Raw genomic sequence first — 14,883 nt, 5'->3', positions numbered from 1 at the left:
AAATTGGAGGGATTTTTAGTTATGGTGGGTTATTCTTTGAATCGTTTCCGTACATCATCAATACTTCTTGTTCTTCTGGTATTAAATCTTCTAATTCCTTAGCAACTCCAATTATTTAAAAATAAAAGTCAGGCTATGACCTGTTTTTACACATATCTCGGCTGTATCCCCATAGTAGTATGTTAGCCTTTATTTGTTAATTTCTCCTCGACGACTTATCGATAATATCATCAAAAACTTCCGTGCATCTTATAATAAAATCAGCATCCTCACGAGTAGTATCACTATTGCAAATACGTTCAATCACTTCTATTCCATATTCTCTATCTTCATCTGTTTTTGCTAAATATCTTTTATAAGCCCTTACAACTAGTATTGCTTCTTTTTGATCCATATCAATTTGACGTAGCTCATCATCAAAATCTTCCAATGAAATCCCTCCTATTTGTAAATAATGAAGTTATTCAATTATATTATAATATAAAAATTTATTGTTATATAATTTTTTGTGAACTTGTGTAAAAGTGTAAATGTCCACGTTTACACTTTTACACATTAAGGAAGAAATAACGTGGAAGAATATGAAATTGGGTACTGACGAGAAACCAAATCCAAAGATACTAGTACAAGGGAATTTAGGACAATTAAACTATGCAGAGACGGAAAATATTGATTCTCACCAAACAATTAATCAGGGGGAAAATAATGATATTCAAAAAGTAGCTCAAGAATTAATACAATTGCTAGAAGAAACATCTATAGAGAACCCAGATGTTAAAGAGGATGCTTTAGATTTTGTTGAAGAAATAGCACAAAATGTAGTTCATTCTTTTGTGTCATGTCCATTCGAGTCGCCCCATATGCCTGATCACTTCGTTTTCCTGGTTCAATTTTCACATCAGAAAACTCTCCACTCAACAAGTCATACTCTAATTGAATTTTTACACCAGCTGTATGACTACAGCCTCCGGCACCAGGATAAGTGGCTGCGAATCAATCTGGAACTTGAAAGGTTGTAGAATCAAGGATGCGAATTCGCTCAAAGTAAGCAGAGAGAGAATGAGAAATTGTAGATGATTCTCCAATTTTAGCTTGTAGAAGTGTAGTAAATACATTTCGAAAGGAGGCTACAAAAGTTGAGTTAAATCGTCGATTAAGTCCCCCAGGACTTAATAAAATTCCTGTTAAAGTTTCTAATTGACTACAAAGTTGAGTAAGAGAGGTTGTAGCGATTTGTTGATTTAACCATACACACAAAGATAAAAAATGGTGCCCATGGCACTTACGTTTTCGTTTCATTCCACCTGATACTATAGCTAATTAATTAAGTGTAGCGGGAGACATATATCGATATAACTCTTCGGCAAATAAAGACAGCTCTTGTTTTTGATGCATACTCATAAAAATAGTCTAAATCCTTAAGTTGATGGATGTGGGGCGATACTCCATGCCCATCAACTTAAAATCTCATACCACCCCAAGAACGACCATTTTGTGCATTTTGCTCGTATTTATTGTTTTAGGGAAATTCTTACTTTTAGCTTGCTGGCGATGGGGTACCGCCAGCATTTCGGAAAAAATCACGTTAAGCAAACAATAAAATAAGCCATCCATATGGACAGCTTATTTACATAAAATTCGATATGGGAAGTGAATTTTATACTTTCTCATTGGTCTTTTTTAATCTACTAGTCCTTAATTCTTTGAAATTCTTGATTAATTCTTCTCCGAAAATATAAATAACTTTTTCCCATGGATGCCCTAAATAACCCCACTTAAAGTCTTTTTGTAAAAAGAAATAATAATCTCCATCCGGAAAAAATGGGATTTTCCATTGATGATCCTTTTCGTTTAGATTTAAATTTAAACTAGGATTCATCCAGTAGCTATCATGGTGCCAATCTAACGCATATATATATTCATGTTTCTCGGTACATAAAATAAGAGCTTCCAATAATATATGATCAAAAATATAATCATCGTCATCAGTCCATTTTCCTTCAAAGTAATTAGATAAATCATAAGTAATATATGGACAAGAAAATTTAAATGACTGTTCACCATCTATATTAGGATTAAAAGCAAATTCATCATAAAATCTATCCCAAACATTCTCATATTCCTGTTCATCTAATAAAATCCATTCTTTCAAACTCCGTACCTACTTTCTAATATTTTTATATAATTAAAATACCACGATGAAATTGTATATTCTATTCATTGCTAATTTACATAACGTCTCATTATCGGTAGCAAGAAAAAGGAAAATCCTGCTCTCACAAGGAAACTTTCTTTTTTAGTTCTATGAATCTATACATTTTTTCACATTCCTATCCTGACGCGTTTTTATTGTTCTTGTTTCTTACTGAATCAGTCAAATAACTGTTTAAAATCTTGCATAATATTAACGTGGAGGTTTTTCAAAATACTGGCGATATCCTTTTTATCATAAAACAAAAAGGATTATTCGGAATATATTTATATATTCAAAAATTATTACATTTAAAATAAAATTAATGTTATACTTAGTTTAACCAAGAAGCATCCAAGATTCTTTGATTAATCACTACATTTATTTAGAAATACATCCATATATAAAAAAGACACCATAGGGTGTCTTTTTTATATACTTTGTTCCTTTAATCAATAGTAGTTCCCTAAGGTAGATAGGCTGCCTATCTACCTAAAAAGAAAACTTTACTTCCAAATAGTATCTGATGCTTTAAAAGAAAACTTCACTTTAGCTGGTTTTGCTACAACCAGGGTAAATGTACCGATCGTAACAGCAAAAAACAATGATGGTAGTCTTCAAATATACCGCTTACCATTAGAACTGGAATATTGGGTAATTTCTTGTATGCATGCTGCTTCAGAAGGAAAAACCCCCTTCCCCTGTAAAGTCGCTTTTGGAATTATAGACACAATTTTTTTTGCGGAATTCAAATGAAAAGGTCTGCTTATTCAGCAGGTCCCGCATCAAAAAGGACATATTTCAATAAAATGAAAGCACCCTACTAAATTTGCAGGGTACCTATTCAATTAACAGGTGCTATAGTGTAACAAGGATTTCAAGGATTTCAAGGATTTCAAGAATTTCAAAAATGATTAAACTTCATTTTAAATCTATAATTGGAAATATAAGTAATTCCATGACCTGTTTTTACACGTAACTCGGCTGTACTCCTTTTTGTTTGTTTTGTGATTTGAATCATAAGTCCGCCACAATTTGAAGCATAACATTGCCATAAATCTTTTTTTAACTCATAAACTTGCCTCAAAAGTATAGGTTTTTCGTAAAAAAAGAACAAGCAGCCACAATGAATTGGCTGCTTGTTTTCTTGATAAAAATTTGATTGAACTTACTATTTACTAAAATGTTGAATACCGTGTAATAACACTTCAAGTCCCCAATGAAAACGTTCCATTGACTCCATGTCTCCGGAGAACATCTCCTCTCTTAGGCTGAAAAGAACTGGAAATAGAACTGGGTCAACATTTTGGAAAGTTTCTTTTATATCAGATATTTGCATATTCCCATGCTTCTTCCTAGAAGTATGTTCATATGCTACTGAAGAAACGTATAGTAATAAAAGGTCTACTCCCCATGCTGCGGATCTAGAATTAATTCCACCATCCTGCAATGTAGCAAGAATGTATTCTGTCAATTTAAGAAAGTTTGTCCCCTTTGGAATAGATGAGAAAGTAAGTTCAGCGATACCAGGTTCTTCGTATAGTAATAAGAAATATGCACTTAGTGCTCCAATTAAATTTTCCTTCCATGAGTCTTGCTTTGGTTCAGGTAATACCAATTGACCAAGGCCATGATCCAATACAAATGAACTTAATTCTTGGAAATTTTTAACATAAACATACAATGAAGATGGACCAGTATCCAATGCTTTTGCAACCTTACGCATGCTCATACCTGCAATACCCTGCTCTTTAAGAAGTTCATAAGCAGTTTTTACGATGAGTTCATGGCTTAAGGGCTCTTTGGCTGGTCGATCCCTACGACTAATTATTTTTCGATTCGAGTTTTCCATAATTACTTTATATCATGGACAAATATATTAGTAAATATATTATCAATTTTCAAGATCAGTATTGCTCATGGAATGAATTCATTAATTCTGAAAGTTTAACAGCTGCATCATCAGAGAAACTTAACTCTAAATTATCATGTGATTCTTGCGCGTTTTCAGATGAATATGCATACATTTTTTCTTCGTATTCTTCAATTGCACTAGCAAAATAGTTATTTCGGATGATTGCAAGAGCCAGATTCAATGCATCAAACATCGCCAAGTTAACGCCCTCACCTGCAAATGGCGACATTACATGAGCTGCATCTCCAATCAAAGTAACACCAAGATTACGTTTCCACTTAAAATTAATTGGTAGCATATAAATTCGTCTTTGTATGATTGAATCTTCCGCATAATGAATGTATTTCTTTAGGTCTTCATCCCAGTCATTAAATAACTCTAATAATTTAGCTTTCGCTTCTAAAGGCTTATCTGTAGAAATACCATTTTTTTCTGGCCAGTCTTTTTCAACTTTTAAACTAGCGTATACTTTAATTCGTCCATCCCCATTTAGTTGCGCAAGAATTCCCTTATTATCACCTAAAGCGAACACTTTACCACGTCTGTTGAATTCGAATAAATCCGGATGATTCTCAGCTACATTTAGTATATTAAGTTCAAAGAAAGTTATGCCTGTATACTCAATATCGGTATTTGTTAGCAAAGGACGGACACGTGAAAATGCCCCATCTGCCCCAACAAGACCATGAACTGTATCCACAAATCCATTTTCAAAGTGAAGTTGTGTCATGCCGTTCTCAAGTGAAATGGCTTTTTCTAACTTATACCCATATTTAATGCAGCTTGTATCAAGAGCGTTTAAAAGAAGATCACAAAGCACACCGCGATCAATCTCAGGTCGATCCCCTTTTTCATCAGGCGCAGTTATTTCGTCAATAAAACTCTTTCCATCTTTATCTAGAAGACGGAAATCTTCACCTTCATAACGAGCTATTTCCTGGAACTTCTCGTAAAGGCCAGCTTCTTTAAGTGCCATTTGTCCCGATTCTTCATGAATATCCAGAGAGCCACCTCTTTGATTGTTCATATCAAGTAGTTCTCGTTCATAGATAACAGGTTCCATACCATTTTGTTGTAAAAGTAGAGCAAGTGTTAACCCTCCTGGGCCTCCACCAATAATTGCGATACGTTTTTGTTCTTTAGATAAAGTTGACATGATAAACACTCCTTGAATTTATAATCTATTTTCAGCTTGTAGTTTTTTAAACCCATTGCTATTCCTATTGGAGCTACCATACCTCCGCCTAGGCCTTGGATAATACGAAGAATAATTAACTGTTCTGCAGTTTGGGCAAGTGCACAAAGCATAGATGCTACCACAAAGAGAACAATACTAACGATAAACATTTTCTTTGCTGTAAATCAATCAGAAAACCATCCAGCCAACGGAATGACGGCTGAAAGAGCCAAAGTATAGGCAGTAATTACCCATTGAATTTCACTGAGACTGACATTAAATGCACTCATTAATTTTGGAACAGCGACATTCATTATCGTACTATCCAAAATGACTAAGAACATACCAAGTGCAACGGATAGTAATACTGAAAGGATTTTTTTAAATGAAAATTCAGTTTGTTGAAGTTTTTGCTGGGCTGTCAAACCTCAAACCTCCTTGTTAATTTTATTTTTTAATGTTTGTTCTCTCTCGCACATTAACTTTAACATAACGAACACTGTTCGCAAAGTACATTGTTCGTTATGTTAAAGTTAAATAAATCTAACCGTTTCTAGAGGAAACGGTTAGATTGACGAGCGAAAGTTTATTCACTCGTATCTCTTTAAAACAATAGCTGCATTATGACCTCCGAAACCAAATGAGTTAGATAGACCTATATTTACATACAAAAACGCCATCCTTTCCTATGATTCTACGAAAAGAATAGCGTATTTGTTAAGTGACAATAAAGTTGTTTAATTCTTATTGGACTAACGCGCAGTTTAGTGCAAAAATCAAAGGTAAGGGAGGATTTCCACCTTTACCTTATTTTAACTTTAGCTCTAGTATAGGGTATGGACGTCCAGAAGAATCTGTTTCCGTTTCACTTACTATAAAAAAGCCATTATTAATATAGAATTTAGTTGCACTCTTATTGTCTTTATTTACATCAACTGTTGTAATATCAAAGTCTTTAATTAAAGAATTAATAATAGCTTTACCGTATCCTTTACCTATTTTATTAGGTTTTAAGAATAACATTTCTAGGTGTTGTTTATTTATAGCAGAAAAGCCAATTAAATCCTCTTTCTCATACCATAACTGGACATTAAGATGTGGGAAATATGAGGGTATTTCTTTTTTAAACTCTTCTCTATCGGTATCTCTTAAAAAATGATGAGTAGCTATAACCGACTCTTCCCATATATTCAAAATTGTATCATAATCTTTCTGATTTGCTTTTCTATATATCATTAATATCTCTCCTTTAGTTTTAAATTATCAACTCCTTCCCAATAAGTATTTTATGATTTTCATGTTATATAACCACGAACTTAAAATGTTCATTAATAAAACCTCCAAATAAACATTTAGATAATTTGATTATAATATCAAATCTTTATTATTACTTTACAGTATTTTTTCATTTTAGGGGGTATTTTGTTTTTTTAACTTGATAGCGATATGGTAGCACCAACAAAACGCGAATTTTGTACGCTAAGGATTATCAGTTTATTGACAGAAAAATGGATAAATGATATAATAATCTTAATATTACGTTTTTAAATTTGCGAGGTGCTATATGCTTAAAGATAAAAAAATGATTCGATTTGGTTTATGGTTATTTGTCTTTTTATCTGTAATTCAGTTTACCATTGGTTATATAAAAGGATATTATAGATCTTTTACAGGTAACGAATTATTAATTTCAGAAACTTGGAAAACATTATTATTAGATGTTCCTGAAGGAATACTTGTTATTCTAGGAGCAATTGCTTTATATCAATTTACAAAAAAAGAACCAAAAAAAACGGCATCTATATAGATGTCGTTTTTTTGATAGATTTTAAATATAGAAATTATCTAGTATATTGTCTTTCTCTTCTTTATTAATCCCAATATATTTAAGTGTAATTTGTGGTGTACTATGATTGAGTATTTCTTGTAAAATAGCGACATCTTTTGTTTGCTTATAGGACTCACCATACATGCCCATCAACTTAAGAATGGAAACAAAATGATCTTGAATCATTCCAATTGCTTTATATTCGCTTAATTTCTTTTCTTTCTTTTGTAAAATAAATTGTCGCATCTTAAACATAGTAGAAGAACATAGAAAAATGGCAATGAGTTTGCCATAAACATGACTTTCTAATCTCTCTTGTTTGATATTTTGCCAATGATGAATTTGAAATAGAGATTTCCAAGTTTTAAATATGATATCCATTTGCCAGCGGAGGGAGTAAAAATCATGTATCTGTTCCATTGGAACAATCCCCCAAGGTGTATTGGTAACATATATGTTAATGCCAGCTAATCGTTTGCTTTTCTCTGAATACGTAATACCCTTTTTACTTTCCGTATACACTTGTTTTTTCCTACGTTCACAAAGTTGTTGTTCTGTTAATCGATACATAATCACCCGAGTGAATAGTTTTGTATTTTTCCAATATAAGCATCTTTTATTACATAGACCTGCCCGGATTTTAAGGTATTCATAATTTGTTCTAAATCAACTTTGATGTACTGAGACTGTTTTTTTATTGCCCCATTTCGAAAGTATTTAGGAAATTGATTTTTGATATACACCATATTTTTTAATTTGAGTCGTGATATATAATACACACCACGTTGATCCATTTGATCTAAATCATCCAGTGAATAATAGCCTAAATCCCGAATACAGAGGTCTCAGGGACATAATGTCGCTAAATACTCTGTTCCAAAGGTTTTATCATTATTTTTCCCTGGTTCAACTTGAAAATTTTAAAATTGTCCACTATGTAAATCATATTCTAACTGAATTTTTATACCCGCTGTTTGAGCACAACCACCTGATTCAGGATATACACTAGCTAAATGCTTTGGCACTTGAAAAATTGTTGCATCTAAAATACGAATTCGTTGAAAATAAGCAATTGAAGAACTAGGAATTACTGATGTTTCACAAATTTTATTTTTTAGTAACGAAGAGAAAATATGTTTTAAAAAGCAAACAGCTTTTTTATTGAAACGCTTATTGAGTCCTTCTGGACTCATAGTGGTTCCTGTAACAGCATGAAGTTGACCACACAGTCTCACTAAAGAATCACTCGCTACTCGTTGGCTAATCCAGACGCATATAGTAGCTAAATCATGCCCTGAAAATTTACGTTTTCGCTGTACAAAACCTAGTTCTCTAGCGAGATTTTCCAAGAACGAAGGGGTAAGATATTCATATAATTCTTCAACAAATAATTGTAGTTCACTTTGAATCGAAAGGTTCATAAAAAACGTCATCCTTTCTGTATATTTTTACAAAAAGAATAACGTTTTTTACATTTGAGGATAGTCATATTTCTTAAGTTGATGGGTGTGGGGTCACCATATCAAAAAAAATTGTATGTTTAGACATATTTCAGATATAAAATAACCGATTCCTAATACGTTAAGGAACCGGTTATTTATTTCCCTACTTTTTTAGGGATTTTTTTCTTGTAATGATCTTAAATGATTGATTTAAAGTTATAAACTTAATTCATAAATAAAAGATAGAGTAAAAACTATATAAAAAATAAATGTAACGAAAACAAGAAAACATATAAACTGAGCATTAAATACATATTGTTCTATTCTTCTTTTCATTTTAATTAGTTTTATTTATCAAATGTGAAGTATCAATTTGAAATTGACCTTTCCAAGATCCAACTACTTTTCCAATTCTAGTTATATTTACATCTAAAGTAAGGGGCTGTTTAAAATCGTCTCTTCCTTCATTAACTATAACAAATGTAGAAACACCTTCGGGTCTATCATTATCACGAATACCTATATCATTTAATTTTTTACCTGCTGCCATAAGTTCAAAAGGAAGATAATCATCTGAATCATCGATAAATGATAGTCTCCCTTCATTTTTGATCTCAGGGTTTTCCTCTTGTTGCCCATTAATTTTACCATCACTTGCGAGCTCTAATCCTGATGTATCAAATTCAAAGGGTACTAAACTTCCGTCAGCTTTTTCCATTCTATAATGAACTGATATACGTAAATCTGAGATATATAATTCTTTGAGATGTACAGTAATACCTTGATCTGTAATTTTTTCATCAATAGGAATATATTTACCATTCTTCATCATATCTTGTGTGACACCATTTTCATCTTGTATTCCTTCATTTACAACTTTATCATTTGTAATTGCATCAGAAAAATATGAGGCAACATTTGTAGCCGCCACTTGTACTTGTGGAATCATTGCTGTTGTGAAAAGTGCTGTTGCAGCTACTGCTGTATAAATGAAACGTTTTGATTTTTTATTCATGTTTGTAAAGAGTCCCTTCTTCTGTTGTTTTTTGTGATTTATATTAGAAACATTGTCTGACTTGGAACGACTTTCAAATGTTTTCCATGCTTGTTCTATATCAATTTTGATTTCTTGTGGTGAATTTGCAGATTCTTCATCTAGCATTATGTTTTCCCAGTTGTTTAATTTACTGATTTCTACTAATAAATCTTGGCATGCTTCACATGTATCTAGGTGCTTTGTGAATTCTTTTCTTGTATCATGAGAAAGTTCTCCATCAATATATGTTTGAATAAATCCGATATCATAACATTTCATTTGTTATGCCTCCTCTATTTGTTTATAAATCTTGCGGAATTTCATTTTGGCTCGGACTAATAATGTTCCAATAGAAGATATTTCAGTTTGAAGTATTTCTGCAATTTCTTTATATTGAAAACCAGAGAATTTCATTAGTAAAAGGGTTCGTTCTCGATCATTCATTTTATTTAGTATTGTTTGGACCTTTGTAATTTCTTCTTTTCTTATCCAATCATCGTCTAATGATGAAACATTTTGTACTTCATGGTATTGTATTTCTTTATCAATCTTCGCTTGCTGCCTTTTTTCAGATCGCAAATGGTTATAAGCTACATAGGTAGAAGATTTAATCAACCATCCAGGTACGTTTTCAATTACTTTCCAATCGCTACGATATAATTGTAAAAATACTTCTTGTGCTAACTCTTCAGCGATAGATTGATTTTTAACAATCCATATGATCTGTTTTAAAGCGTAAGCATAGTACTGCTTAAATAAATCTTCAAAATTCATATCAGAAGCAGGACTTTCTTCATTTTCTATTGTTAACATGTTAGTTTAAACCTCACTTTCAATTTGATGCCTATATTATAGAGAAACCAGAAAAACGGATTTTGTGACAGTTTTTCTGATTATTTTTTTATTATGTACTAAAAAAGCATTCATCTTATTAGAAGATAAATGCCAAAAGGGATATGAAAACATAAAACTATAATTATAACTTTTGCAATAGTTTTCTATTAATGTAAAAGGGGTACGGAAACGATTCTGGGTATGAGGGGTCATTCTGGAAAAAAATTCAATAATAAAAGTCGTAGGAACTATTACCTACGACTATTTAAAATTTCATTAATCTGGACAAATATCTAAAACATCATGAAAAAGAGCATATTCTACAGTCACCTGAGGGCCAAAGAAAGTTACACCCTCTGGGAATTTGAGATCCATAACAACCTCATTTACTTCTGCATAGGATAGTTCTGTATAATTTTTCGATGTTAAAGATTGAATGACTTGTTGTTCGAATTCCAATTGTTGAATCGTATAGGCCTGTGTGTTATCTCCATCTAAAGTGGACAGGAGTGATGTATCATCAGGACAGTCAACTGAAAATTCATGTTGAAAGTAAAACACGGGCGCCAACTTTGAAATTAATAAAGTACTGCTGTAGTCAACTTTTAAATTATCTTTTTTATATGGTTTAAAATCAAATATATATTTTTCTGCTGGCCAAATCACATTATTTTTAACAGATGTAGTAAGAATATTACTGTTGTTTGTGAATGATTGTAATTCTATTGGTAATTCAATTTTGCTTTCACATTTTAACAAATATGCATCTTTATCTTCCTTTACATAAAATTGTTGTATTGCTCTTTTTACTAATTCATTCATGACTAAATCCCTTCTTTTAACTCATTATTAAATCATGCCCTCCAGATTTATCTGCAGGTTTCGTTTGATTCAAATTGAAATCTACCTCTCCTTGGTGTTTCCCTTTACTATTAACTACTTCAAATCTTCCGTGTTGTGTATCTATAGCGTAATAAGTATCTGTTTTTTTATCATAATATACTTCTCTCTTGTTCATTTTAGTTCGTTTATTATCTTTTTTCCAACCTTTTTGATTTGCAACCTCCCGAGAAACTGTTTTTATTTCAGCAACTCTTTCGTTTACATTCATTTTTGCGATTTTTTTATCAAAGGCTGCTACATCAAAGGAGCCTTTTGGTACATTTTTCGTTACATTACCGAGATTCTTAGCCTTTTTCTCAAGATCACCAATCTTTCCAAAAACTTTACCAACAACTCGTGTTGTACCACCAGATACGACAGCCAGTGTCCCCCATGCATAATCTTCTGGACCATATTTTTGACCTGTTACTAAGTCTTCCCCTTTTATGAGTTGTCCAATTTCTTTTCCTGTACCAATTATAGGCGTAATACCCAATATGAAAGATAAATCTCCATCATTCTTACGATCATATACTCTAGATGAATCAGCACCTAAATCACGTAGTGCATTACTCAAATCAATATTTCCAATGTTTTTGGATGCTGCAGGTACATCAATTTTATGACTCGCAATTTTATTAGCAGAGTCCATAATATTATTGGCAGCATCTAATCCAGACATAATATCTGTATGTATTGTTGGAAATGCTTGTTGGGCTTCTGCAACATGCGTTGAGACACTATTAATTAGTCCATCAGCCATTACTGCTTGTTTATGAAGTGATGCCCCAGCCTTCTGTACAGAATCACCAAATTTAAGGAAACTTTGATTTACAACACGTAAATCAGAAGCCATTTGTTTATATTCAGGTAATCTGCTTTTAAACCCTTCATGCATAGCTGTAACTTGCTGTCCATAGTCGCGAACACCGACTGCAAATTTTTCTATTTCACCTTTTGGTAATGTGCCAACCCATTTTTCCGCTGGTTCGATAAACACCTTATTAATTGAGAGCGAGTAAGCTGTTGTCATATCCACAAACATTATCATGGCATCTGTTCCTGCTTCTGCAGTATCTACAAACCACTCCAACATTTGCTTTTTATAGGCTGTCATACTATTTTTATAATTCGTTAAATCATTCACAACGTTAGCTTTATCCTGCTGTACTAAATATTTACCTTCTTGAATTTGTTGAATAATATTATCTGAACCCTGATTCGCTTTATCGATAATCATAACACTATCTTTTAGTAGCATTAATTTATGGATTTTCCCAAAATCCTCATTCATCATCTCTAAAGTTGCGATAGTAGAATTGTATTTTTCTCTTACAGCTGAATCAGCTTCTTTTTCATTAAAAGTTAAGCAACCAAAGTTCCCTTAAAAAAGTTGTATTCGGAATATTGTGGCAAAATCAAAAAAAGACCCTACAAGAGGGTCTTTCATCAGCTAATATTAAGCTTTTTGAACATTAGTAGCTTGTAGGCCACGTTGTCCTTGTTCTACTTCAAACGTTACACTTTGTCCTTCGTCTAAAGATTTGTAACCGTCGATTTGGATAGCTGAGAAATGTACGAATACGTCTTCTCCACCTTCACGCTCGATGAATCCAAAACCTTTGTCTGCATTAAACCATTTTACTTTACCTTGTTCCATAATTGTTGCCTCCTAGTGTGGATATCCACACATATTGTTACTACCCTTGCTCAAATACCTTAGACGAAAAACAAAATTTATTCTTAATCTCAAACCGAACAAAAATAGGTCTTTCTTAAATTAACATACTTTCTAAAAAATAGCAAATTTCAAAAATAAATCCTTATAGTAATTAACCACTAATAGTGGTTGCTGGAGAAAAAGTCACTATGATAGTAATCACAGTTTCCTGCATCTCACGAAGTGTTTTCATAAGCGTCTCATCGCGCGCCTCCAATCGTTTTTCCACTTGCTCATTATGCGATTCTACGCTCGCTTTAATTTCCTCGTTACTCTGCTTTGCCTGGCCACTTAATCGTTTCTCCATTGCCAACATACCCTGTTTCATTTCTTGCGCCATAACGCCGTACTGCTGCTGGAGTTGTTCTTGAATATGGAATGGGATTAGGTCTGTTTCCTTTGGCTCTTCTTTAATCAAATCTGGATTAACCTTTTCTATTTGCTGCGCAATCATCTTCGCTGCCTTCTCTAGCGTCATACCGTCATGCTTGCTCAGATCAATTAATTTCTCAATCACCATAATGTCACTGTCTGTGTATTAACGTCTACCACGATTATCCTTCTTTACTGCGAATCCTTCACGTGATAATACTTCCATGTACTTTCTAAGGGTGCTATCGGATATTCCTAGTCGTTTGTATACTTCACTAGCAGAATAAACAATTCGGTCCGTCATAACGTCACAACACCTCCTAGTGACAGTATTCCATGATGTTTTATAAATTCCTGCAAATAAAAAACCGACTCATAAGAGTCAGTCTTTTAATTATTTTTACTTAGCGTTATCTCGTAGATCTTTGATAGACATTGGAATAGTTCTATATAGAAATACTGCTAATTGTTCACGTGTTACTGTACCGTCTGGATTAAAGTTGTTATTACCTACACCACCAGTAATACCATTACTAGATAAAATTTCTACGGCTTCATTGGCCCAGTGCCCTTGCATATCGTTAAATTGATGATCAAACTTCTTGTTTAACCCAAAAGCGTTTTTGAAAGTTTGAGCAAGTTCTGCTCGGGTTACAACTCTATTTGGATTAAAACGACCATCAGACGCGGAAGAGAAAATTCCACTTTTATATGCTGCTGCAATTTCCTTTTTAAACATTGAATCGTTTATATCATTGAAAGGAAGCGGCTGTGACATATCATAATCCGGAATTTTCACCGTTCTATATAAGAATACCGCTAACTCTTCACGCGTTATTTTTTCTACAGCTCCAAAATAACCATTGAGGTATCCCAACATTATATTGTGGTCAACCATGTAGTTAATTTCATTATATGCCCAATTCCAATCGGGCACATCTATAAATTTACTAGTTTGAGCACTCGCTGCTTGTATTCCCTGATTTGTGGTATTCCCTGATGTCTCAGCCATAGAGTTATTTGCAAAAAAAGTTGTACCGAATACTGCTGCACATACACCTGAAATTAATAATTTTTTCATTACTATTCTCTCCCCTTTATTTTAAACGTCAATAATACAATTCCAACAATCATTATATAACTATTTTAGGATTAGTAAAAGAAGGAATTTTTTTATTTTTATTCCAATAATAAACCCATTAATAGAATTAAATAGCTTTAGCGATTTCAACAAGTAATCTCATAAATAACGGAATCATTTGGACTACAATCCGCACGACTGATTAGCGAGAATCCCCGTTCCTGGCTGCCTACCATAATGAACAAGCCGCATAACGCTACAACGGATGCATTTTATAATAATATGACGTTGAAATTTATCGATATTATTGGTGTAAAACAAAAAAATCATCTAATAGGGCGGATTCTCTTTATTTCGCATAATTATTATTATACTAATCTAAAGTTTTTATATTTACATTTTTTT

The 14,883-nt window shown here is 32.8% G+C and carries 11 protein-coding genes and 6 pseudogenes; 2 read left to right on the top strand and 15 right to left on the bottom strand.

All coding sequences use genetic code 11. The features are described 5' to 3' along the window. Positions 1-196: 196 nt before the first annotated feature. From ACU8YW_RS27455 to ACU8YW_RS27445, 3 genes and pseudogenes are all read right to left on the bottom strand, one after another. Positions 197-430 carry a hypothetical protein gene (locus ACU8YW_RS27455; protein WP_141499126.1) on the bottom strand — a complete coding sequence of 78 codons (234 nt, stop codon included), beginning with the start codon at positions 428-430 and terminating at the stop codon, positions 197-199. Positions 431-816: 386 nt separating this feature from the next. Next, positions 817-1,401 (bottom strand): annotated as a pseudogene (locus tag ACU8YW_RS27450) (IS4 family transposase); the annotation flags it as partial. A gap of 256 nt (positions 1,402-1,657) precedes the next feature. Next, positions 1,658-2,152 (bottom strand): DUF2716 domain-containing protein, encoded by a 495-nt coding sequence (locus ACU8YW_RS27445; RefSeq protein WP_098155618.1) that lies wholly within the window; start codon positions 2,150-2,152, stop codon positions 1,658-1,660. A gap of 585 nt (positions 2,153-2,737) precedes the next feature. On the opposite strand from ACU8YW_RS27445, the pseudogene ACU8YW_RS27440 reads away from it, so the two are divergent. Continuing rightward, positions 2,738-2,947 (top strand): annotated as a pseudogene (locus ACU8YW_RS27440) (hypothetical protein); the annotation flags it as partial. Between the two features lie 415 nt (positions 2,948-3,362). On the opposite strand, the gene ACU8YW_RS27435 reads toward ACU8YW_RS27440, so the two are convergent. The 4 genes and pseudogenes from ACU8YW_RS27435 to ACU8YW_RS27420 form a co-directional block, all read right to left on the bottom strand. Beyond that, positions 3,363-4,043: a TetR/AcrR family transcriptional regulator gene (locus ACU8YW_RS27435; protein WP_170958245.1), complete on the bottom strand. Its 681-nt coding sequence runs from the start codon at positions 4,041-4,043 to the stop codon at positions 3,363-3,365. A gap of 55 nt (positions 4,044-4,098) precedes the next feature. Next, a complete protein-coding gene (locus tag ACU8YW_RS27430; RefSeq protein WP_426934559.1) occupies positions 4,099-5,262 on the bottom strand; it encodes an FAD-dependent oxidoreductase in 1,164 nt (387 codons plus the stop codon). Next, a pseudogene (locus ACU8YW_RS27425) lies at positions 5,199-5,627 on the bottom strand (MFS transporter). Before ACU8YW_RS27425 ends, ACU8YW_RS27430 begins: the two are co-directional and overlap by 64 nt. 463 nt (positions 5,628-6,090) lie before the next feature. Beyond that, positions 6,091-6,519, bottom strand: a complete 429-nt coding sequence (locus ACU8YW_RS27420) for a GNAT family N-acetyltransferase (RefSeq protein WP_426934560.1) — start codon at positions 6,517-6,519, stop codon at positions 6,091-6,093. A 328-nt stretch (positions 6,520-6,847) separates the two neighbouring features. On the opposite strand from ACU8YW_RS27420, the gene ACU8YW_RS27415 reads away from it, so the two are divergent. After that, positions 6,848-7,090, top strand: a complete 243-nt coding sequence (locus ACU8YW_RS27415) for a DUF3937 family protein (RefSeq protein ID WP_088610648.1) — start codon at positions 6,848-6,850, stop codon at positions 7,088-7,090. 21 nt (positions 7,091-7,111) lie between these two features. On the opposite strand, the pseudogene ACU8YW_RS27410 reads toward ACU8YW_RS27415, so the two are convergent. The 8 genes and pseudogenes from ACU8YW_RS27410 to ACU8YW_RS27375 all read right to left on the bottom strand — a co-directional run bounded on the left by ACU8YW_RS27410 (position 7,112) and on the right by ACU8YW_RS27375 (position 14,478). Continuing rightward, positions 7,112-8,532: pseudogene (locus ACU8YW_RS27410) on the bottom strand (IS4 family transposase). Positions 8,533-8,890: 358 nt separating this feature from the next. Continuing rightward, positions 8,891-9,868 carry a DUF4179 domain-containing protein gene (locus ACU8YW_RS27405; protein ID WP_446894139.1) on the bottom strand — a complete coding sequence of 326 codons (978 nt, stop codon included), beginning with the start codon at positions 9,866-9,868 and terminating at the stop codon, positions 8,891-8,893. 3 nt (positions 9,869-9,871) lie between these two features. After that, positions 9,872-10,402, bottom strand: a complete 531-nt coding sequence (locus tag ACU8YW_RS27400) for an RNA polymerase sigma factor SigX (protein WP_426934736.1) — start codon at positions 10,400-10,402, stop codon at positions 9,872-9,874. Between the two features lie 297 nt (positions 10,403-10,699). Continuing rightward, positions 10,700-11,245: a hypothetical protein gene (locus ACU8YW_RS27395; protein WP_426934734.1), complete on the bottom strand. Its 546-nt coding sequence runs from the start codon at positions 11,243-11,245 to the stop codon at positions 10,700-10,702. Positions 11,246-11,261: 16 nt separating this feature from the next. Then, positions 11,262-11,987: pseudogene (locus ACU8YW_RS27390) on the bottom strand (pre-toxin TG domain-containing protein); the annotation flags it as partial. 777 nt (positions 11,988-12,764) lie between these two features. After that, complete coding sequence (locus ACU8YW_RS27385) at positions 12,765-12,965, bottom strand: cold-shock protein (protein ID WP_000434817.1); 201 nt, start codon at positions 12,963-12,965, stop codon at positions 12,765-12,767. A gap of 172 nt (positions 12,966-13,137) precedes the next feature. Then, positions 13,138-13,701 (bottom strand): annotated as a pseudogene (locus ACU8YW_RS27380) (MerR family transcriptional regulator). Between the two features lie 96 nt (positions 13,702-13,797). Further along, on the bottom strand, positions 13,798-14,478 hold the full coding sequence (locus ACU8YW_RS27375; RefSeq protein ID WP_426934675.1) for an S-layer homology domain-containing protein: 681 nt from the start codon (positions 14,476-14,478) through the stop codon (positions 13,798-13,800). Between the last annotated feature and the right edge of the window lie 405 nt (positions 14,479-14,883).

The sequence above is a fragment of the Bacillus pretiosus genome, from assembly GCF_052947655.1.
The sequence above is the reverse complement of the archived record's forward strand: the minus strand, read 5'-3'. Positions and strand labels throughout refer to the sequence as shown.

Excerpts from the sequence above, each read along its gene's own strand:
- ACU8YW_RS27435 (WP_170958245.1), bottom strand. The coding sequence starts at position 4,043 with ATGGAAAACTCGAATCGAAAAATAATTAGTCGTAGGGATCGACCAGCC.
- ACU8YW_RS27430 (WP_426934559.1), bottom strand. The coding sequence starts at position 5,262 with ATGTCAACTTTATCTAAAGAACAAAAACGTATCGCAATTATTGGTGGA.
- ACU8YW_RS27420 (WP_426934560.1), bottom strand. The coding sequence starts at position 6,519 with ATGATATATAGAAAAGCAAATCAGAAAGATTATGATACAATTTTGAAT.
- ACU8YW_RS27415 (WP_088610648.1), top strand. The coding sequence starts at position 6,848 with ATGCTTAAAGATAAAAAAATGATTCGATTTGGTTTATGGTTATTTGTC.
- ACU8YW_RS27405 (WP_446894139.1), bottom strand. The coding sequence starts at position 9,868 with ATGAAATGTTATGATATCGGATTTATTCAAACATATATTGATGGAGAA.
- ACU8YW_RS27400 (WP_426934736.1), bottom strand. The coding sequence starts at position 10,402 with ATGTTAACAATAGAAAATGAAGAAAGTCCTGCTTCTGATATGAATTTT.
- ACU8YW_RS27395 (WP_426934734.1), bottom strand. The coding sequence starts at position 11,245 with ATGAATGAATTAGTAAAAAGAGCAATACAACAATTTTATGTAAAGGAA.
- ACU8YW_RS27385 (WP_000434817.1), bottom strand. The coding sequence starts at position 12,965 with ATGGAACAAGGTAAAGTAAAATGGTTTAATGCAGACAAAGGTTTTGGA.
- ACU8YW_RS27375 (WP_426934675.1), bottom strand. The coding sequence starts at position 14,478 with ATGAAAAAATTATTAATTTCAGGTGTATGTGCAGCAGTATTCGGTACA.